At 59.9% G+C, this 20,222-nt stretch carries 14 protein-coding genes and 1 pseudogene; 12 read left to right on the top strand and 3 right to left on the bottom strand.

Annotation, left to right across the window (positions count from 1 at the left end; all coding sequences use genetic code 11):
- Nucleotides 1-126: 126 nt before the first annotated feature.
- Together thiI and typA are read left to right on the top strand one after the other, a co-directional pair.
- Nucleotides 127-1,581: a tRNA uracil 4-sulfurtransferase ThiI gene (gene thiI / locus BLU75_RS20935; RefSeq protein WP_084379889.1), complete on the top strand. Its 1,455-nt coding sequence runs from the start codon at nt 127-129 to the stop codon at nt 1,579-1,581.
- Between the two features lie 140 nt (nt 1,582-1,721).
- The gene (typA, locus tag BLU75_RS20930; RefSeq protein WP_084379888.1) at nt 1,722-3,542 is read left to right on the top strand and encodes a translational GTPase TypA; all 1,821 of its coding nucleotides are present in this window, start codon (nt 1,722-1,724) and stop codon (nt 3,540-3,542) included.
- A 268-nt stretch (nt 3,543-3,810) separates the two neighbouring features.
- On the opposite strand, the gene BLU75_RS20925 is transcribed toward typA, so the two are convergent.
- Nucleotides 3,811-4,245: a YkgJ family cysteine cluster protein gene (locus BLU75_RS20925; protein WP_084379887.1), complete on the bottom strand. Its 435-nt coding sequence runs from the start codon at nt 4,243-4,245 to the stop codon at nt 3,811-3,813.
- A gap of 227 nt (nt 4,246-4,472) precedes the next feature.
- Here BLU75_RS20925 and BLU75_RS20920 point away from each other — a divergent pair, with 227 nt between their 5' ends.
- The 4 genes from BLU75_RS20920 (at nt 4,473) to BLU75_RS20905 (ending at nt 12,577) form a co-directional block, all read left to right on the top strand.
- The gene (locus BLU75_RS20920; RefSeq protein WP_090221549.1) at nt 4,473-6,923 is read left to right on the top strand and encodes a glycogen/starch/alpha-glucan phosphorylase; all 2,451 of its coding nucleotides are present in this window, start codon (nt 4,473-4,475) and stop codon (nt 6,921-6,923) included.
- Between the two features lie 98 nt (nt 6,924-7,021).
- Complete coding sequence (locus BLU75_RS20915) at nt 7,022-10,108, top strand: DUF2339 domain-containing protein (protein WP_084379885.1); 3,087 nt, start codon at nt 7,022-7,024, stop codon at nt 10,106-10,108.
- Nucleotides 10,108-11,451 carry a DUF3999 domain-containing protein gene (locus BLU75_RS20910; protein ID WP_084379901.1) on the top strand — a complete coding sequence of 448 codons (1,344 nt, stop codon included), beginning with the start codon at nt 10,108-10,110 and terminating at the stop codon, nt 11,449-11,451. The genes BLU75_RS20915 and BLU75_RS20910 overlap by 1 nt, the downstream gene beginning before the upstream one ends.
- 115 nt (nt 11,452-11,566) lie before the next feature.
- On the top strand, nt 11,567-12,577 hold the full coding sequence (locus BLU75_RS20905) for a class 1 fructose-bisphosphatase (protein ID WP_084379884.1): 1,011 nt from the start codon (nt 11,567-11,569) through the stop codon (nt 12,575-12,577).
- 52 nt (nt 12,578-12,629) lie between these two features.
- Here BLU75_RS20905 and BLU75_RS20900 read toward each other — a convergent pair.
- A pseudogene (locus tag BLU75_RS20900) lies at nt 12,630-12,953 on the bottom strand (type II toxin-antitoxin system RelE/ParE family toxin).
- A 208-nt stretch (nt 12,954-13,161) separates the two neighbouring features.
- On the opposite strand from BLU75_RS20900, the gene BLU75_RS20895 reads away from it, so the two are divergent.
- Both BLU75_RS20895 and BLU75_RS20890 read left to right on the top strand, forming a co-directional pair.
- Nucleotides 13,162-13,416, top strand: a complete 255-nt coding sequence (locus BLU75_RS20895; protein ID WP_084379883.1) for a hypothetical protein — start codon at nt 13,162-13,164, stop codon at nt 13,414-13,416.
- Nucleotides 13,417-13,448: 32 nt separating this feature from the next.
- On the top strand, nt 13,449-14,018 hold the full coding sequence (locus BLU75_RS20890) for a lipocalin family protein (RefSeq protein ID WP_084379882.1): 570 nt from the start codon (nt 13,449-13,451) through the stop codon (nt 14,016-14,018).
- Nucleotides 14,019-14,207: 189 nt separating this feature from the next.
- Here the strand turns inward: BLU75_RS20890 and BLU75_RS20885 are convergent, their stop codons facing one another.
- Nucleotides 14,208-15,572: a formimidoylglutamate deiminase gene (locus BLU75_RS20885; RefSeq protein ID WP_084379881.1), complete on the bottom strand. Its 1,365-nt coding sequence runs from the start codon at nt 15,570-15,572 to the stop codon at nt 14,208-14,210.
- Nucleotides 15,573-15,704: 132 nt separating this feature from the next.
- Between BLU75_RS20885 and hutC the strand changes: the two genes are divergently transcribed.
- From hutC to BLU75_RS20865, 4 genes are all read left to right on the top strand, one after another.
- On the top strand, nt 15,705-16,430 hold the full coding sequence (gene hutC / locus BLU75_RS20880; protein WP_231982688.1) for a histidine utilization repressor: 726 nt from the start codon (nt 15,705-15,707) through the stop codon (nt 16,428-16,430).
- Complete coding sequence (locus BLU75_RS20875; RefSeq protein WP_084379879.1) at nt 16,427-16,987, top strand: HutD/Ves family protein; 561 nt, start codon at nt 16,427-16,429, stop codon at nt 16,985-16,987. The genes hutC and BLU75_RS20875 overlap by 4 nt, the downstream gene beginning before the upstream one ends.
- A 343-nt stretch (nt 16,988-17,330) precedes the next feature.
- Nucleotides 17,331-19,019 carry a urocanate hydratase gene (gene hutU, locus BLU75_RS20870; RefSeq protein WP_084379878.1) on the top strand — a complete coding sequence of 563 codons (1,689 nt, stop codon included), beginning with the start codon at nt 17,331-17,333 and terminating at the stop codon, nt 19,017-19,019.
- 223 nt (nt 19,020-19,242) lie between these two features.
- Nucleotides 19,243-20,211, top strand: coding sequence for an ABC transporter substrate-binding protein (locus BLU75_RS20865; RefSeq protein WP_084379877.1), 969 nt, complete (start codon nt 19,243-19,245; stop codon nt 20,209-20,211).
- Nucleotides 20,212-20,222: the final 11 nt, after the last annotated feature.

Here is a 20,222-nt window from a genome sequence, read left to right as displayed (position 1 = left end):
AAAAGTACGCTGACGCACTGTTTTGGTGCGACTCGTGCCGTTTGTATATTAACTGGTTAAACCTTGAGCGATTTCCGCTATAATCCGCGCCCCCCTTTTTCGGCTGGCCCTGCGCGCGCTGTTTCCATGAAATTAATCGTTAAAGTCTTCCCTGAGATCACCATCAAGAGCCGACCGGTACGGATGCGTTTCATCCGTCAATTGGCCAAGAACATCCGTGCCGTGCTCCGCGATCTGGACCCGGCTGTGGTGGTGAACGGCGTGTGGGACAATCTCGAGCTGGAAACCCGCGTGACCGACCCCAAAGCCCTGAAGGAGCTGACCGAACGCCTGAGCTGCATGCCGGGCATCGCGCACTTTCTGCAGGTTGATGAGTACCCGTTGGGCGACTTCGACGACATCACCGAAAAGTGCAAGCAGCACTTCGGTGGTACGCTCGCAGGGAAGATTTTCTCCGTGCGTTGCAAGCGCGCCGGCAAGCACCCGTTCAGCTCCATGGACGTCGAAAAATACGTCGGCAGCAAGCTGCGTCGCGAATGCGGTGCAGCCGGAATTTCCCTGAAAGCACCGCAAATTGAAGTGCGCATGGAAATTCGCGACCAACGGTTGTTTGTGATCCACAGCCAGCACAACAGCATCGGTGGCTACCCGCTGGGAGCCCTGGAACAGACCCTGGTACTCATGTCCGGCGGTTTCGATTCCACGGTGGCGGCCTACCAGATCATGCGCCGCGGGCTGATGAGCCACTTCTGCTTCTTTAACCTGGGCGGGCGTGCACACGAATTAGGCGTGATGGAAGTCGCGCACTATATCTGGAAGAAATACGGCAGCTCCCAGCGTGTGTTGTTTGTCAGCGTGCCGTTCGAGGAAGTCCTGGGAGAAATTCTCGGCAAAGTCGATAACAGTCATATGGGCGTAGTATTGAAGCGTATGATGTTGCGCGCTGCGTCCCGGATTGCTGATCGGCTACAGATCGAGGCGCTGGTTACCGGCGAAGCGATCTCTCAGGTGTCCAGCCAGACACTGCCGAACCTGTCGTTGATCGACTGTGTGACCGAGAAGCTGGTGTTGCGCCCGCTGATTGCCAGTCACAAGCAGGACATCATCGACCTGGCGAACGAGATTGGTACCGCCGACTTCGCCAAGCACATGCCTGAGTACTGCGGGGTCATCTCGGTGAACCCCAAGACCCATGCCAAGCGTCACCGCGTGGAGTACGAAGAGCAACAATTCGACATGGCGATTCTGGAGCGTGCGCTCGAGAACGCCAAGCTGGTGCCAATCGATCGCGTGATCGACGAACTGGGCCAGGATTTGCAGATCGAAGAAGTCAGTGAGGCACTGGCCGGCCAAATCGTCATCGACATCCGTCACCCGGATGCCGCTGAAGATGAGCCGCTGGCCATCACTGGGATCGACGTACAAACGTTGCCGTTCTATGCATTGAACGCACGTTTCAAGGAACTGGATGACAGCCGTCAGTACCTGTTGTATTGCGACAAAGGCGTGATGAGTCGCCTGCATGCCCACCATTTGCTCAGTGAGGGACATGCCAATGTGCGCGTTTATCGACCGAGCTAAGAGCCCGGGGCTGTTTGCCTGTGGCCTGCGTCACCGGCCCCCCCGACTCTGCCGTCAAGCTGTAACGGCAAGGCCTGACTCTACTGTTAATCGCTGCCACGACCTGTCAGCACACCGAATCCTCTGATCGAGATACACAAGTGATCGAAAATCTACGTAACATCGCCATCATTGCCCACGTTGACCACGGTAAAACCACCCTGGTAGACAAACTCTTGCGTCAATCCGGCACCCTGGAGCGCAACGAGCTCAACGACGAGCGCGTGATGGACTCCAACGACCAGGAGAAAGAGCGCGGTATTACCATTCTGGCGAAAAACACCGCCATCAACTGGAACGGCTACCACATCAACATCGTGGACACCCCGGGCCACGCCGACTTCGGCGGCGAAGTTGAACGTGTAATGTCGATGGTTGACTCCGTTCTGCTGCTGGTTGACGCTCAAGACGGCCCTATGCCGCAAACCCGTTTCGTGACCAAGAAGGCGTTCGAAGCCGGCCTGCGTCCAATCGTGGTGATCAACAAGGTCGACCGTCCAGGCGCGCGTCCGGACTGGGTTCTGGACCAGATCTTCGACCTGTTCGACAACCTCGGTGCCACCGAAGAACAGCTGGACTTCAAAGTCGTCTACGCCTCGGCCCTGAACGGCATTGCCGGTCTGGACCACACCGACATGGCTGAAGACATGACCCCGCTGTACCAGTCGATCGTCGACAACGTACCGGCGCCGGCTGTTGACCGTGACGGTCCGTTCCAGATGCAGATTTCCGCTCTGGACTACAACAGCTTCCTGGGTGTTATCGGTGTTGGCCGTATCGCTCGTGGTCGCGTCAAGCCGAACACTCCGGTTGTCGCTATCGACGCCACCGGCAAGAAGCGTAATGGCCGTATCCTGAAGCTGATGGGTCACCACGGTCTGCACCGCATCGACGTTGAAGAAGCTGCGGCAGGCGACATCGTTTGCATCAGCGGCATGGATTCGCTGTTCATCTCCGACACCCTGTGCCACCCGGACACGGTCGAAGCGATGAAGCCGTTGACCGTTGACGAGCCAACCGTTTCCATGACCTTCCAGGTAAACGACTCGCCTTTCTGCGGTAAAGAAGGCAAGTTCGTGACGTCCCGTAACATCAAGGAACGTCTGGACAAAGAGCTGCTGTACAACGTTGCACTGCGCGTTGAAGAAGGCGACTCGGCTGACAAGTTCAAGGTTTCCGGCCGTGGTGAGCTGCACCTCTCGGTACTGATCGAAACCATGCGTCGCGAAGGCTTCGAAATGGGTGTTGGTCGTCCGGAAGTGATCATCCGCGTGGTCGACGGCAACAAGCAGGAACCGTTCGAAAACGTCACCATCGACACCCCTGAGGAATCCCAGGGCAAGGTCATGGAAGAGATCGGCCTGCGTAAGGGTGACCTGACCAACATGGTACCGGATGGCAAGGGCCGTGTTCGTCTGGAATACAACATCCCTGCTCGTGGTCTGATCGGTTTCCGTAACCAGTTCCTGACCCTGACCAACGGTGCTGGCATCCTGACCTCGATCTTCGATCGCTACGACACCATGAAGTCCGGCCAAATGTCCGGCCGTCAGAACGGTGTTCTGGTATCGGTAGAAACCGGCAAGGCGCTGACCTACTCCCTGGAAACCCTCCAGGCGCGTGGCAAGCTGTTCGTTGAGCACGGTCAAGAGATCTACAACGGTCAGATCGTTGGTCTGAACAGCCGTGACACCGACATGGGCGTCAACCCAACCAAAGGCAAGAAGCTCGACAACATGCGTGCTTCGGGCAAAGACGAAACCATCGCTCTGGTTCCACCTGTTCGCTTCACTCTGGAACAGGCCCTGGAATTCATCCAGGACGACGAGCTGTGCGAAGTCACGCCTAAGTCGATCCGCCTGCGTAAGAAGGTCCTGGACGAAGGCGAGCGTACCCGCGCTGCCAAGAAAGCCAAGAACTGAGTTAGCCCAGGCTGAATAAAAACGCCCCCGGTCGAAAGGCCGGGGGCGTTTTTTTATGCCTGCAGAATGTGCTGGGCCGGCTCTTGTTGTGAGCAGACTGGTGTGGCAAACGGGCTGTTGTGGCGAGCGGGCTTGCCCCGCGCTGAGCTGCGAAGCGGCCCTGAAACCAGGCAAAGAGTTTTACCTGAACGAACGCGCTGAGCCTATTGGGCCTGCTACGCAGCCCAGCGCGGGGCAAGCCCGCTCGCCACAGGTGTTCGGCGTTGGATCAGAATTTGTCGAGGGTCTTGAACTTGGTCTCGCGCACTACTTCTTTCGGCTTGTAGGCGCAATACCCTGGCCGTGGTCCGATCTTCGGGTGATTGCGGCAGGTATCCGGGCGCTTGTCATAAATAGTGCAGAAACGGCTCTTACGATCCAGATACAGGCAGTCGTTGTTGCTCATGCGCTGCAAGGTGAAAATCTCGGATTTTTGGTTGTAACGCTCGACGATGCCTTCCTTCTGCAAACGCTTGGCGATGTTCTTCGGCGGATCGCCGCGCTCGAACTCATCGACGATGCCAATGCGGATCAAATCCTTGATCTTCACCTCAACCGGCAAGGTGCAGCAGCTGGACACGCAGCCGCCGCACATGTGGCTGGAGTATTTCTGCCACGTTTCGAGACGGTCGAGTTCCGCGGCGGCGATCAATTGAGGCTTCATCAGGTTTCCAAGGGGGGCGTTGTCCGGGCGCGGGATCATACCGGGATTGGTGGTTTTTTGAACAATATTTTGCAGGTTTCAGCCCAAAGGGTGATCGGGCACGGCCCCTGCATCAAACTCCCCCACAGGTGAATGAGTGAAAAAACTGCCGAACCGTCAGCCTTGAGGTTTGTCAGACCGACTAGGCTCTAGGATTCCCTTCTTCTATCTCGCTCGAGGTCACACCGATGACTCAGGAACCGCTTGTACGAGAAGCAGAGGTGGCAGCGTTTCGCGATGCCGTCTTGACCAAGCTCACTTATGCCGTGGGCAAAGACCCTGATCACGCGTTCGATCACGACTGGTTCGAAGCCATCGCCCTGGCGGCGCGCGATCACATGGTCGATGACTGGATGGACCATACCCGGCGCATTTATCGTCGTGGGCAGAAGCGGGTCTATTACCTCTCGCTGGAATTTCTGATCGGCCGCCTGTTGTTTGACAGCCTGAGCAACCTCGGCTTGCTGGAGGTGGCGCGCGAAGCCCTGGGTGAGTTGGGTGTGGACCTGGAGCGGATTCGCCTGCTGGAGCCCGATGCGGCCCTCGGCAACGGTGGCCTGGGTCGCCTGGCGGCGTGCTTCATGGAAAGTATGTCGACCCTGGGCATCGCCGGCCATGGTTATGGCATTCGTTATGAACATGGCCTGTTTCGCCAGGCGATTGTCGATGGTTGGCAGCAGGAGCAGACCGAGCGCTGGCTGGATTTCGGTAACCCTTGGGAGTTCGAGCGGGCCGAGGTGATCTACCCGATCGGCTTTGGTGGCAGTGTCGAGACCGTACTGGACGCGTCCGGCAAGTCGATCCAGGTCTGGTCGCCGGGTGAAACCGTGCGCGCCGTAGCCTACGACACCCCGGTGGTCGGCTGGCGTGGCGCCAGCGTTAACACGCTGCGTTTATGGCGTGCGCGGGCGGTGGAAGATCTGCACCTGGAACGTTTCAATGCCGGTGACCATTTGGGCGCCGTCGCTGAAGTGGCGCGCGCGGAAAGCATCTCGCGGGTGCTTTACCCGGCCGACAGCACTGAAGCGGGGCAGGAATTGCGCCTGCGCCAGGAATACTTCTTCGTCTCCGCCTCGCTGCAGGACTTGCTGCGTCGCCACAAAAACATGCACGGCTCGGTGCTGAGCCTGGGTGAGCACGCGGCGATCCAGCTTAACGACACTCACCCCTCCATCGCGGTGGCCGAGTTGATGCGTCAGTTGGTGGACCTGCACGACATCGCCTGGGATGCGGCCTGGCAGGTCACCGTCGAAACGCTGTCCTACACCAACCACACATTGCTCCCCGAAGCCCTGGAAACCTGGCCGGTGGGGTTGATGGAGCGCATGTTGCCGCGGCACATGCAGATCATCTACCTGATCAACGCCCAGCACATCGACTCGTTGCGGGCCAAGGGCATCCATGACTTCGACGTGCTACGCGCCGTGTCGCTGATCGAAGAAGACAACGGCCGTCGCGTGCGCATGGGCAATCTGGCATTCCTCGGCTCCCATAGCGTCAACGGGGTATCCGGCCTGCACACGCAGTTGATGCGCAGCACGGTATTCTCCGAACTGCACAAGCTTTATCCGCAGCGGATCAACAACAAGACCAACGGCATCACCTTCCGCCGCTGGTTGTTCCAGGCCAACCCCAAGCTCACCTCGATGCTGGTGGGGGCCCTGGGCCCGGACATCCTCGACAACATGGAGCAGCGCCTGGTGGAGTTGGAAACCTTTGCCGAGAAGGAGGTTTTCCGCAAAGCCTTTGCCGAGCAGCGCCTGCACAGCAAGCGGGCACTGGCGGACATCATTCATCAGCGCCTGGACATCTCCATCAACCCGGCGGCGATGTTCGATGTGCAGGTCAAGCGCATTCACGAATACAAGCGCCAGTTGCTCAACCTGCTACACACCGTCGCCCTGTATCAGGCGATTCGCGCCGAGCCCGAGACCGATTGGGTGCCACGGGTGAAAATCTTCGCCGGCAAGGCGGCGGCCAGTTATCACCAGGCCAAGCTGATCATCAAGCTGACCAACGACATCGCCCGCACCGTGAACAACGACCCTACCGTGCGTGGTTTGCTCAAGGTGGTGTTCCTGCCCAACTACAACGTCAGCCTGGCGGAAAACATCATTCCGGCGGCCGATTTGTCGGAGCAGATATCCACCGCCGGTTTCGAGGCGTCGGGCACCAGCAATATGAAGTTCGGCCTCAACGGCGCGTTGACCATCGGGACCATGGATGGCGCGAATGTCGAGATGCACGAGCGCATTGGCGGCGAGCACATGTTTATCTTCGGCCTCAGCGCCCAGGAGGTGGAAGCGCGTAAACAGGCTGGCGAGTTCAGTGCGGGCCCCGAGATTGCCGCGTCCCACCGTTTGAACGACGTGCTGCAGGCGATTCGTGGCGGGGTGTTCTCACCGGACGACCCCGGTCGCTATGTCGGGCTGATCGATTCGTTGATCGACTACGACCGCTTTCTGGTCTGTGCAGACTTCGATTCTTATTGGGACGCCCAGGTGCGGGTCGAAGCGCATTGGCATGACTCCAAGGAGTGGTGGCGCTCGGCGGTGCTCAATACGGCGCGTACCGGCTGGTTCTCCTCGGATCGGACCATCCGGGAGTATGCGACCGAGATCTGGAAAGCCTTGGAGTAAAAGCAGCAGATACAAAATGTGGGAGCAAGTCGCACCGCCGCTCCCACATTGGTTACGCGTCGATATACTAGGCTTTGGTTTTCCTAGGGATTTGGACCATGCAATGGATGTTCATGCTGATTGGCCTGGTGCTCGGCTGGGCGCTGGATGAATCGTTCAGTGACGCAGGCGTCGGCGCACTACTGGGGTTGGTGATTGGCCAGGCAGTTCGACTGTCGAACCTGGGCAGCGCCTTGCAGGCGCTGGAGCAACGCCTCGCGATTCTGGAAAAACAGCCTCAGGTCGAACCGTCCATTGTTGAGCCCGTGGCCGCGCCTGAGTTGGTCTGGGAACTGCCCGCCGAACTGCAACCGACCTATTCCCCCGAACCCAGTCAACCGCTGCCGGACGACCTTTGGAAACCCGCCGCTGCTGTGCCCGCCGCTGAACCCGAAACGCCCCGTGGCCCGAATTTGATCGAACGCGCCATCCAGGGTGCGCGCAACTGGCTGCTGGGCGGCAACACCGTATTGCGGGTCGGCGTGGTGCTGCTGTTCCTCGGTCTGGCGTTTTTGCTGCGCTACGCCACCGAAGGCATGGTCGTGCCTATCGAATTGCGTTACCTCGGTGTCGCTGCCTGTGCCCTGGGTTTGCTGGGCCTGGGATGGTGGCTGCGCGTGCGCAACAGTCATTACGCACTGATGTTGCAAGGCACCGGCATTGCCGTGTTGTACCTGACGGTATTCGCCGCCATGCGTCTGCACCCGCTGCTCGACCCCGCTGCGGGGTTCGGCCTGCTGGTGGCGGTGACGCTGTTCTCGGCGATTCTGGCGATCACCCAGGACGCCATCGGCCTGGCCTGCGCCGCGGCCCTGGGCGGGTTCGCCGCGCCGATCCTGGCGTCCACCGGCGAAGGCAGCCATGTGGCGCTGTTCAGCTATTTCGCCTTGCTCAACGCTGGCATCCTCGCAATCGCCTGGTTCAAGGCCTGGCGCCTGCTGAATGTAATCGGTTTTGTCGGCACCTTCGGTATCGGCTTCGCATGGGGTATTCGCTCCTACACGCCGGAACTGCTCTGGAGTACCGAGCCGTTCCTGATCCTGTTTTTCCTGATGTACCTGGCCATCGGCCTGTTGTTCGCCCGGCGCAAGTTGCTGGACATCAGCGATGCCCCGCCAGACGATAGCCGCGGCGCACTGCTGCGCTGGTCGGCGGCCAAGGGTGATTATGTCGATGGCAGTCTGCTGTTCGGCCCGCCGATCGTGGCGTTTGGCGTGCAGTTCAGCCTGGTCCAGCACCTGGAGTTTGCGGCCGCTTTCAGCGCATTGGTGCTGGGCGTGATCTATATGGGATTGGCACGTATGTTCAGCGCAGGGCGCACCGTGCTGCTGGCGCAGACGTGCCTGGCGCTGGGCGTGATCTTCGCCAGCCTGGCGATTCCGTTGGGGCTTGATGCCCGTTGGACGGCGGCGGCCTGGGCGGTGGAGGGCGCGGGTATCTTCTGGCTTGGCTTGCGCCAACAGCGGTTGATGGCGCGGATGTTTGGCTTGCTGTTGCAACTTGGCTCGGCATTGGCCTTTCTCAGCGAGTTGGGTGCGGGTGAAGACAGGCTATTGGAGGGTGCGCCGCTGGGAGCGTTGCTGCTCGGTGTGGCGCTGCTGTTCAGCTTCCATCAACTGCGCAAGGCGTCCGGCGAGCAGGCGGCGGGTTGGGAGCGTCACGTTCTACCGGTACTGGCCTGTCTGGGGCTGAGCTTTTTGTACGTACTCGCACCGTTGCTGTGGTCGAGTCACGGCACCGCTATCGGTTGGGCGTTGGCGGGCGTGGCGAGCCTGTTTGTTGGCTTGCACATCACTTCGCGTACGTTTGTTTTCACGGCGCTTGGCGTGCAATTGCTAGGCGGCGCGTTGCTGCTGTGGGCGCCATGGAGCGGCGATGCATTGCCGGCGTTTGCTCATAAAGGTTTCTGGGCGCCGATGATCGTCGGGATGGTCGCGCTGTTGGGCGCGTGGCGTTTGCAGCACGGCACGCCATCGCCAAGTTTTGCCGGGCTCGGGTTGCAGCGTCTATCCGATCTGCTGCTGGTGTGGGGTGGCGCCTGGTGGGCGTTGGCGCTGACCAGTGAAGTGCTGCGTTTCATGCCGCCACAGTTGCAGGCAACTTGCCTGTTGGCTGCCGCCGCCATGAGTGCCGCGATCTGGACAGTGCTGGCCTGGCGTCTGCGCTGGGCAGCGCTGGGAATGCTGTGCCTGTTGCTGATGCCGGCGGCCGTGATGGTGCTGCTGGTGTCCTTGCACAGCTATTACCACCCGGCGGCGAAGCTCGGTTGGCTGGCTTGGGCGGCGGTGTTCGGCGTGCATTTCATCTCCCTGCGGTGTTTGGCGGAGCAGGTGCCGCAAAAGGCCCTGAGTATTGCGCATGTGCTGGGCTGCTGGATGCTGGTCGGCGTGCTGGCGCTGGAGTTGCGTTATGGCCTGTTGCGGTTGTCGGTGCAGTACAACGCCTGGCGTTGGCTGGGTTGGGCGGTGCTGCCGAGTCTGTATCTGGTGCTGGCCGCTTTGCCGCGTCATTGGCCATGGCCGGTGTCGGCTTATCCGCGAGAGTACCGGGTGCTGGCGGCGCTGCCGTTGGCAGTGTTGATGCTGGTCTGGTTCTGGCTCGCCAACCTTTTCAGTGACGGGACTGCCGCGCCATTGCCGTATGTACCATTGCTCAGCCCGTTGGACCTTGGCCTGTTGTTTGCGCTGCTGGGGGTGTACCTGTGGTCCCGCAGCGCGGCGCCGCAAAAGGGGCGTCGTGCTGAATGGGCGGCCCAAGGGATTGCGGGCATCTCGCTGTTCGTCTTCTTCACTGCGCTGGTGATGCGCACCGCGCACCATTGGGGCGGCGTGCCGTTCCATCTGGAGGCGTTGTTGGAGTCGATGCTGGTTCAGGCGGGACTGTCGATTGTCTGGACTCTGATTGCCCTGAGCCTGATGATCGGTGGCCATCTGCGTCACCGCCGCGAAGTCTGGTTGATCGGCGCGGCATTGATTGCCGTGGTGGTCGCCAAGTTGTTCTTCGTCGAACTGAGCAACCATGGCGGATTGGCGCGCATCGTGTCGTTTATCGGGGTCGGTGGGCTTCTGCTGGTGGTGGGGTATTTTGCCCCGCTGCCACCTAAGCGCGCCGAACCTGTCACTGAAAACCAAGGAGCATCCTCTTGATCGGCAAGTTGAGCGTCGCTGTAGTGGGGCTGTGTACGGCGCTATCCGCGTGGGGCCAGGAAGTCCCCGCCGACTTCGCTACCCAAGTGCCGCTGACGCTCAGCGGTGAAGGTCCGTGGTATCGCCTGGAGTTGCCGCTGGCCGCGCAGTTGAGCGCCCGTCAGGCGAATCTCGGCGATGTGCGCGTATTTAATGCCGCTGGCGAACCCCAGGCTTACGCGCTGGCGCAGGAGTCGGCACAACGTAACGAAAACCACGCACTCACGGCGGTGAAGTGGTTCCCGTTGTACGCCGATGCCGACGCCAACGAGGCGACGCCCGGCGTGCGAGTACAGTCGAGCGCCACTGGCACGTTGGTACAGGTGCAACCTTCGACGCCGTTGGCGGCGGGCGATGCCGTGCGCCGTGGCTGGCTGCTGGACGCCAGTGCGATCAAGGCACCCTTGCAGCAATTGGTCCTCGACTGGGTCAGCGAGCGCGACGGTTTCCAGCGGTTCAGCATTGAAGCCAGTGATGATTTGCAGCATTGGCGCTCCTGGGGGGAAGGGCAGGTGGCGCGTCTGGCGTTTGCCGACGAACGCGTCGAGCAGCACGACGTTGCGTTGCCCGGCCAGTCGGCCCGCTACCTGCGCCTGATGTGGAAAGGGCAGGCCGCGCCGCTGCTGACGGCCGCCCATGTGCAAGGCGCAAATGCCCTGCCATTGCCGTTGGTGTGGTCGCAGCCGTTGGCCGGTAGCCGGCTCAAGACGGGCGAATACAGCTGGCAGTTGCCCGCCACGCTGAGTGTGGAAAGGTTGCGTATCGAGTTGCGCCAGCCCAATAGTCTGGCGCCCGTGACACTCTATGGGCGTCGAGAGCCCGCTCAGCCGTGGCGCCCGTTGAGCAGTGGCCTGCTTTACCGGCTGACGCAGGATGGACAACAAGTGGTGCGCGATGAGTTGCCCTTGTCGGGTCAGGCGGTCCAACACTTCAAGCTCGAGATAGACGAGCGGGGCGGTGGCCTGGGACCTGATACGCCGACGCTCAGGTTTGCGGTACGCGCCACACAATTGATCTTCCTGGCGCGGGGCGAACCGCCCTTCACCCTGGCGGTGGGCAACGCGTCGGTCAGGCCGGCGAACTTGCCGCTGGCGACACTGATTCCCGACTACAACGCCAGACGCCTCAAGGATCTGGGCCAGGCCAAGGTGGACGGCGAGTGGCTACTCGACCCGTCCCCGCCGCCAGATGCGCGGGCCGTGGATTGGAAGCGCGTCGGCTTGTGGGCTGTGTTGCTGTTGGGCGTGGCGGCACTTGGGGCGATGGCCTACAGCTTGTTGCGAAAGCCGCCGTCCACGCCTTGAGGCAGAGCCCTGCATGAACTCTGTCAGGGTTATCTCGTCTGATAGGAGGAAATACACCCCGACTCGCGCTAAACTGCGCGGGTTTTCAGCCCCCCCCCATTCTCCGGAGCCTTCCATGTCCCGCGTTACTCTGAGTCGCTATTTGATTGAGCAGACCCGCAGCAACAACACCCCTGCCGATCTGCGCTTCCTTATCGAAGTGGTGGCGCGTGCTTGCAAGGAAATCAGCCACGCCGTATCCAAGGGCGCGCTGGGTGGTGTGCTGGGCAGCATGGGCACAGAAAACGTACAAGGCGAAGTGCAGAAGAAGCTCGACGTGATTTCCAACGAAATCCTGCTCGAGGCCAATGAGTGGGGCGGTCACCTGGCCGGTATGGCGTCCGAAGAAATGGACAATGCCTACCAGATTCCGGGCAAGTATCCGAAAGGCGCCTATCTGTTGGTATTCGACCCACTGGACGGTTCGTCGAACATCGATATCAACGCGCCGGTCGGTACGATCTTCTCGGTGCTGCGTTGCCCGAACGAATACCTGAGCCAGAACGAAGCCTTGGACGAAAAGGCCTTCCTGCAGCCTGGCACCAAGCAGGTCGCCGCCGGTTACGCGATCTACGGCCCGCAGACCATGTTGGTGCTGACGCTGGGTGATGGCGTCAAGGGCTTTACCCTGGACCGTGAAATGGGCAGCTTCGTGTTGACCCACGAAGACATCTCGATTCCTGCGTCGACCCAGGAATTTGCGATCAACATGTCCAACCAGCGTCACTGGGAAGAACCCGTCACCCGCTACGTGGGCGAGTTGATGGCCGGCGAGGAAGGCCCGTTGAAGAAGAACTTCAACATGCGCTGGGTCGCGGCGATGGTTGCCGACGTACACCGCATCCTGACCCGTGGCGGTTTGTTCATGTACCCACGCGACAGCCGCGAGCCTTCCAAGCCGGGCAAGCTGCGCCTGATGTACGAAGCCAACCCGATGTCGTTCCTGGTAGAGCAGGCGGGCGGTGCTTCAACTGACGGCCACCAGCGCATCCTCGACATCCAGCCCGAAGGCCTGCACCAGCGCGTGGCGGTATTCCTCGGTTCCAAGGAAGAAGTCGAGCGTGTGACGGGTTATCACAAGGCCTGATACCTTGCGCTAAGAAAAAAGCCCCGAAGTGCTCTCCGCGTTTCGGGGTTTTTTATTGGATGAGGTTTTTGAGTCGTAGCGCCTGCAGACTTCTGCGTAGGTCGGCAATGATGTAGAGGTAGATAGTTTTCCCTCGGATTTCGTAGATAACCCGATTCATTCCGCTGACGATTTGCCGGTACTGGCTCAGGTTCAGTTTCTCGATTTCTTCCGGTATAGGACCTGCATAAGATTGGCTTTCCGGGTGGCGCATAGCCTGTTGCAGGGCCTCGTAGGTGTGTTGTCAGGTCGCGGCTGAAAACCCTCGGGGGATGTAGGCGTTAATGTCTTTGAGGTGGTTTTTTGCGGATTGAAGTATCACAACCTGAAAGCGCATTGAGCTTCGTCCTTGTCCATTTCGGTGAACACGTTTGTTCACTTTAACGGTCCGACGAAAGGCGGCGATGTGTAGGTTAGAAGTTTTGTTGAAAAGAGCCGCCCCGTAGAAAAAAGAAATACCGCTGCCCATCGGGAACCAGACACCCCTTTTCCCTTCTAAGCTTCTGGCAGATCCCCACTGCTGCTTGTCCTTCAGGAGCTTTTCCATGTCGTTACGCCGTCTCGCTCTCTTGTGTTTTTGCGTCTTGCTGGCCGCATGCAGCAAGGTCACTCAAGAAAATTACCAAAAACTGTCGGCGGGAATGCCCAAGGCCGAGGTGGAATCGCTGTTGGGTAAGCCGACTGATTGTTCCGGTGCACTGGGCATGTCCAGCTGCACGTGGGGCGATAAAACCAGCTTTATCAGCGTGCAGTACGCCGGTGACAAAGTTCTGATGTTTTCCGGGCAAGGCCTGAAGTAAACCGGGGCGAAAGCCTGCGGGAGAAGAAGAACATGATGCGTTTTGTTTTATGCCTTTGCGCCAGCCTGTTTTTGGCGGGCTGCGCCAGCCATTCTGGCGATGATCTGCAACCCAAGACGGTCGACCACGTTGACCTCAAGCGTTACCAGGGCACCTGGTATGAGTTGGCTCGTTTGCCGATGTACTTCCAGCGCAATTGCGCGCAGTCCGAAGCCCGTTACTCGCTGTTGCCCGACGGTGATATGTCGGTGTTCAATCGCTGCCTGACCGCTGAGTGGCAATGGGAAGAAGCCAAGGGCACGGCCACGCCGCAAGTCCCTGGCAAGACCGACAAGCTGTGGGTCGAATTCAATAACTGGTTCACCGCGCTGTTGCCGGGTATCACCAAGGGTGATTACTGGGTGTTGTACGTCAGCGACGACTACAAGACCGCCATCGTCGGCAGTCCGAGCCGGCGTTACATGTGGCTCCTGTCCCGCACGCCGACGGTCAGCACCGATACCCGCGAAGACCTGTTGAGCAGGGCACGGCAACAGGGTTACGACACCACCCGTTTGATCTGGCGCACGTCGGACAAGCAAATGGCAAAGACCTCGCACTGAGAGAATCTGGATACCGCTCCCCATGATGAGGGGTGAGCCTGCTGCGGTTTTTGTAGGAGCGAGCTTGCTCGCGAAAAACCTCAACGATAACGCGTGTTTCCTGAATAAACGCGGCGCCTATGAGTTCTTCGCGAGCAAGCTCGCTCCTACAGTCAGTGGACATTATTTGGTTAGCTGAACGGCATTAGGCTAGCCCAGCAATTCCCGCAGGACTTGCGTAAACGCCCGGCTGCTCTGTTCCTCGCCGGCATGATGCCCGTCACGTATCACCCATTGCCCGTTGACCATTACGTCGCGTACCTGACGATCGCCGCCGGCGAACAGCCAGCGATTGAGAATCGCGTCTTCACGCGCAGTCGCCAGATACGGATCGTTGCCGTCCAGCACTAGCCAATCGGCGCGCTTGCCCACTTCGAGGCGTCCAATCGGTTGTCCCAATGCCTGGGCGCCGCCGTCCAGCGCCGCATCGAACAACGTACGGCCAATCATCGGCTGATCGCTGCGATACAGCCGGTTGCGCCGCTGATCCCGCAGGCGCTGGCCATATTCCAGCCAACGCAACTCTTCCACCACGCTCAATGAAACATGGCTGTCGGAACCAATCCCCATGCGCCCGCCCTGGGCCAGAAAGTCCACCGCCGGAAAAATCCCGTCGCCCAGGTTGGCTTCCGTGGTCAGGCACAGGCCGGCAATTGCCCGGCTCCTGGCCATTCGCGTGACTTCTTCGGCGTTGGCGTGAGTGGCGTGGACCAGGCACCAGCGTTGATCGACGGCGACATTGTCATACAGCCATTGCAACGGACGCTTGCCGCTCCAGGCCAGGCAATCGTCGACTTCCTTCTGTTGTTCGGCGATGTGGATATGCACCGGACAGGCCTGGTCACTGGCGGCCAGCACCTCACTGATCTGCTGCGGCGTGACAGCGCGCAATGAGTGGAAGCACAGGCCCAGCTGTTGCGCGGGGTGCGCTGCGAGGATCGGTTGCAGGCGTGCTTGCAGGTCCAGGTAGTTGTCGCTGCTGTTGATAAAACGACGCTGGCCTTCATTCGGTGCCTGGCCGCCAAAGCCCGAGTGACTGTACAACACAGGCAGCAAGGTCAGGCCGATACCGCTGCTGGCGGCCGCCTGGCTGATCTGGCGTGACAACTCCGTAGGGTCGGCGTAAGGCTGACCGCTGAGGTCGTGGTGTACGTAGTGAAACTCGGCCACCGAGGTGTAGCCGGCCTTGAGCATTTCGATATACAGCTGACGGGCGATGATCTGCAGTTGCCCGGGGCTGATCTGGCCGACCATCCGATACATCAAGTCACGCCAGGTCCAGAAGCTGTCATTGGGATTGCCGGCGACTTCCGCCAGGCCCGCCATCGCCCGCTGGAACGCATGGGAGTGCAGGTTCGGCGTGCCTGGCAACAGCGGGCCCCTGAGCCGTTCGGCAGCGTCTGCGGCGGCATTGGCCTCGACCTTTGTCAGCAGGCCTTCGGCACTGACTTCAAGACGTACATCATTGGCCCATCCATTAGGCAGCAGCGCGCGTTCGGCAAAGAAAGCGGACATGATTCAGGCACCCCGGTCGTGTGTTTATTTGTATATACATATACAGACGTTTGTCTGCTCGGTAAACTCCGGCAAGCTATGCTTCTTTTTCACCGACAAGGATTCCCCGTGCCGACTCCGCCCGCCAACTCGATGCTGGCTGCCCACATGGACGAAAGTCCGGCGCCCTTGTATGCCCGCGTCAAACAGATGATCAGCCAGCAAATCCTTAACGGCAACTGGCCGCCGCATTATCGCGTTCCCTCGGAAAGCGAACTGGTCAGCCAGTTGGGCTTCAGCCGCATGACCATCAATCGCGCCCTGCGTGAGCTGACCGCGGAAGGCTTGCTGGTACGCATGCAAGGCGTGGGCACGTTTGTCGCCGAGCCGAAGAGCCAGTCGGCACTGTTTGAAGTCCACAATATTGCCGATGAGATCGCTGCCCGTGGGCACCGTCATACCTGCAAAGTCATTACGTTGGGCGAGGAAGCCGCCGGCTCCGAGCGCGCCGTGGCTTTGGAAATGCGTGAAGGCGGGCGGGTGTTTCACTCGCTGATCGTGCATTACGAAAACGATATCCCGGTGCAAATCGAAGACCGTTTCGTCAACGCCCTGGTGGCGCCGGAATACCTGCACCAGGATTTCACCCAGCAAACGCCCTACGCCTATCTCAATCAGGTGGCGCCGCTGACCGAAGGCGAGCACGTGGTGGAAGCGATCCTGGCCGACGCCGAGGAGTGCACGCTGTTGCAGATCGAGCCCAGCGAGCCGTGCCTGTTGATTCGCCGTCGCACCTGGTCCGGTCGTCAGCCGGTCACCGCGGCGCGTTTGATCCACCCCGGTTCGCGTCATAGCCTGGAGGGACGTTTCAGCAAATGAGTGCAGTGAAAGTCTGGCGTGCAGCGGATTACGTGCGCATGCCGTGGAAAAACGGCGGTGGCAGCACTGAAGAAATCAGCCGCGATGCAGGCGATGGTCTGGATGGATTCGGCTGGCGTCTGTCGATTGCCGATATCGCCGAGTCGGGTGGCTTTTCCACGTTCGCCGGTTACCAGCGGGTGATCACCGTGATCCAGGGCGCGGGCATGGTGCTGACGGTGGATGGCGAGGAACAGCGCGGTTTGTTACCGCTGCAGCCCTTTGCGTTCAAAGGCGAAAGTCAGGTCTCCTGCCGGTTGATCGGCGGGCCGATTCGCGACTTCAACCTGATCTATTCACCCCAGCGTTACCACGCGCGCTTGCAGTGGGTAGATGGAGTGCAACGCTTTTTCAGTACCGCGCACACCGTGCTGGTGTTCAGTGTGGCCGATGAGGTGAAGGTGCTGGACGAGGTACTCGGGCATCATGACTGTTTGCAGGTGGACGGTAACAGTGGATTGCTGGATATCAGCGTGACTGGTCGCTGCTGCCTGATCGAGCTGACTGCACGCGATTAAAACATGTGGGAGCAGGCAAGCCAGCTCCCACATTAGTTATGCATAGGCTGCAAAATCTGTTTCCAGCCCCGCACCAATTTGTTACCGAATGCCCCAGCATGGCGCGATGCCCTGCCGTTGTAACAATCCTCCAGCTGTGTAAATCATCTCTGTAAGAAATTTCATAAAGCCTCGACGCCTTGATTTCCAAGGCTTGTGAACACCTCCAAAAAAAATTTTGGTCACGTACCGCTCAAGTTGGCCGTTTGATTGCATATGCTTGTATGTACAAGTAGAGATGTGTGCGTAAGAGTCCTCTTCGCACCAATCATGTTCGCGCATCGATCGCTGAGGAGTTCTTGTTGTGACTGATTCTTTCAAAGCCAAGCCTACGAAATACCGTGACGTCGAAATCCGTGCCGCCCGCGGTAACACGCTCACCGCCAAAAGCTGGCTGACTGAAGCGCCGCTGCGCATGCTGATGAACAACCTCGACCCACAAGTGGCCGAAAACCCGAAAGAACTGGTGGTGTACGGTGGTATCGGCCGCGCCGCACGCAACTGGGAATGCTACGACCAGATCGTCGAAAGCCTCACCCACCTCAACGACGACGAAACCCTGCTGGTGCAATCCGGCAAACCGGTGGGCGTATTCAAGACCCACAGCAACGCGCCCCGCGTGCTGATCGCCAACTCGAACCTGGTGCCGCATTGGGCCAGTTGGGAACACTTCAACGAACTGGATGCCAAGGGCCTGGCGATGTACGGCCAGATGACCGCTGGCAGCTGGATCTACATCGGCAGCCAGGGCATCGTCCAGGGCACTTACGAGACCTTCGTCGAAGCCGGCCGCCAGCATTACAACAGTGATCTGAAAGGCCGTTGGGTGCTGACCGCAGGCTTGGGCGGTATGGGCGGCGCTCAACCGCTGGCCGCCACCCTGGCTGGCGCCTGCTCGCTGAACATTGAGTGCCAGCAGGTCAGTATCGATTTTCGCTTGAACAGCCGTTATGTCGATGAGCAAGCCACAGACCTCGACGACGCACTGGCGCGCATCGCTAAATACACCCAGGAAGGCAAGGCGATTTCCATTGCGCTGCTGGGTAACGCCGCTGAAATCCTGCCGGAACTGGTCAAGCGCGGCGTGCGTCCGGACATGGTCACCGACCAGACCAGCGCCCACGACCCGCTCAATGGCTACCTGCCGGCCGGCTGGACCTGGGACGAGTACCGTGCGCGCGCCAAGACCGAACCGGCTGCCGTGATAAAGGCCGCCAAGCAGTCGATGGCCGTGCACGTCAAAGCGATGCTCGCGTTCCAGAAACAGGGCATCCCGACCTTCGACTATGGCAACAACATCCGCCAGATGGCCCAGGAAGAAGGCGTGGAAAACGCATTCGACTTCCCAGGCTTTGTACCGGCCTACATCCGCCCACTGTTCTGCCGTGGCATTGGTCCGTTCCGCTGGGCCGCGCTGTCGGGCGATCCGCAAGACATCTACAAAACCGACGCCAAAGTAAAAGCGCTGATCCCCGACGACGCCCACCTGCACAACTGGCTGGACATGGCCCGCGAGCGCATCAGCTTTCAGGGGCTGCCGGCGCGTATCTGCTGGGTTGGCCTGGGCCAGCGCGCCAAGCTCGGTCTGGCGTTCAACGAAATGGTGCGCAGCGGCGAGTTGTCGGCGCCGGTGGTGATCGGGCGTGACCACCTGGACTCGGGCTCGGTCTCCAGCCCGAACCGTGAAACCGAATCCATGCAGGACGGCTCCGACGCCGTGTCCGATTGGCCACTGCTCAACGCCTTGCTCAACACCGCCAGCGGCGCGACCTGGGTCTCGTTGCACCACGGTGGTGGCGTCGGCATGGGTTTCTCCCAACATTCGGGAATGGTGATCGTCTGCGACGGGACCGACGAAGCGGCCGAGCGCATTGCCCGCGTGCTGCACAACGATCCGGCCACCGGCGTCATGCGTCACGCCGATGCCGGGTACCAGATCGCCATTGATTGCGCCAAAGAGCAGGGTCTGAACCTGCCGATGATCAAAGGCTGACGCCTGCACCGTAGGAGCGAGCGTGCTCGCGAAGATCATTAACGATGACGCAGGCTTGCAGGATACCTGCGGCGCTTATACGGTTTTCGCGAGCCAGCTCGCTCCTACAGGCAATACCCGAACAATCGACAAACAGGCGCGTTGTACAAGTCTGATGGGACGTGGACAAGGCAGGATGCCTTTTAACTGCCGTAATCCATTTCATGATTGGGAGCGTCACACAATGAAAATGTATAAGACCCTGCTGACCACGCTGTTCGCCGCAGGCTGGCTGGCAAGCGCTGGCGCCACCCAGGCAGCCGGCTGGTGCGAGTCGGGTAAACCGGTGAAGTTCGCCGGCCTGAACTGGGAAAGCGGCATGTTGCTGACCGATGTGCTGCAAGTGGTCCTGGAAAAAGGCTACGACTGCAAGACCGATAGCCTGCCGGGCAATTCCATCACCATGGAAAACGCTCTGGGCAGCAACGACATCCAGATCTTCGCCGAAGAATGGGTAGGCCGCAGCGAAGTGTGGAACAAGGCCGAGAAGGCCGGCAAAGTCGTCGGGGTCGGCGCGCCTGTGGTGGGTGCCGTCGAGGGCTGGTACGTGCCGCGCTATGTGATCGAAGGTGACCCCAAGCGCAAGCTTGAGGCCAAGGCGCCGGGTCTGAAAAACATTGCTGATCTGGGCCAATACTCCGCTGTGTTCAAGGATCAGGAAGAACCGTCCAAGGGCCGTTTCTACAATTGTCCCGCCGGCTGGACCTGCGAGCTGGACAACAGCGAAATGCTCAAGAGCTACGGCTTGGAAAGTTCCTACACCAACTTCCGCCCAGGCACCGGCCCGGCGCTGGATGCCGCCGTGCTGTCCAGCTACAAGCGTGGCGAGCCGATCCTGTTTTATTACTGGACGCCGACACCGCTGATGGGCCAGGTGGACCTGGTGAAGCTGGAAGAAAAACCCGGCGTGGATAAGCGCGTGACCATCAAGATCGGCCTGTCCAAGGTCTTCCACGAGCAAGCCCCGGAACTGGTCGCGGTGCTGGAGAAGGTCAACCTGCCCATCGACCTGCTCAACCAGAACCTGGCGCGCATGAGCAAGGAACGTATCGAATCACCCAAACTGGCGAAGATTTTTCTCAAGCAACACCCTGAAGTCTGGCACGCGTGGGTGAGCGAAGACGCAGCCCGGAAAATCGACGCGGCCTTGTAGGTCGAGTGCCC

It is taken from the genome of Pseudomonas mucidolens (assembly GCF_900106045.1).
Lineage (GTDB): Bacteria > Pseudomonadota > Gammaproteobacteria > Pseudomonadales > Pseudomonadaceae > Aquipseudomonas > Aquipseudomonas mucidolens.
This window is presented reverse-complemented; position numbering and strand designations above follow the sequence as displayed.

Coding starts and splice junctions, on each gene's coding strand:
- BLU75_RS20890 (WP_084379882.1), top strand. CDS start 13,449: ATGATGCGTTTTGTTTTATGCCTTTGCGCCAGCCTGTTTTTGGCGGGC.
- BLU75_RS20895 (WP_084379883.1), top strand. CDS start 13,162: ATGTCGTTACGCCGTCTCGCTCTCTTGTGTTTTTGCGTCTTGCTGGCC.
- BLU75_RS20905 (WP_084379884.1), top strand. CDS start 11,567: ATGTCCCGCGTTACTCTGAGTCGCTATTTGATTGAGCAGACCCGCAGC.
- hutC (WP_231982688.1), top strand. CDS start 15,705: ATGCTGGCTGCCCACATGGACGAAAGTCCGGCGCCCTTGTATGCCCGC.
- BLU75_RS20875 (WP_084379879.1), top strand. CDS start 16,427: ATGAGTGCAGTGAAAGTCTGGCGTGCAGCGGATTACGTGCGCATGCCG.
- BLU75_RS20925 (WP_084379887.1), bottom strand. CDS start 4,245: ATGAAGCCTCAATTGATCGCCGCCGCGGAACTCGACCGTCTCGAAACG.
- BLU75_RS20920 (WP_090221549.1), top strand. CDS start 4,473: ATGACTCAGGAACCGCTTGTACGAGAAGCAGAGGTGGCAGCGTTTCGC.
- thiI (WP_084379889.1), top strand. CDS start 127: ATGAAATTAATCGTTAAAGTCTTCCCTGAGATCACCATCAAGAGCCGA.
- BLU75_RS20915 (WP_084379885.1), top strand. CDS start 7,022: ATGCAATGGATGTTCATGCTGATTGGCCTGGTGCTCGGCTGGGCGCTG.
- BLU75_RS20865 (WP_084379877.1), top strand. CDS start 19,243: ATGAAAATGTATAAGACCCTGCTGACCACGCTGTTCGCCGCAGGCTGG.
- BLU75_RS20885 (WP_084379881.1), bottom strand. CDS start 15,572: ATGTCCGCTTTCTTTGCCGAACGCGCGCTGCTGCCTAATGGATGGGCC.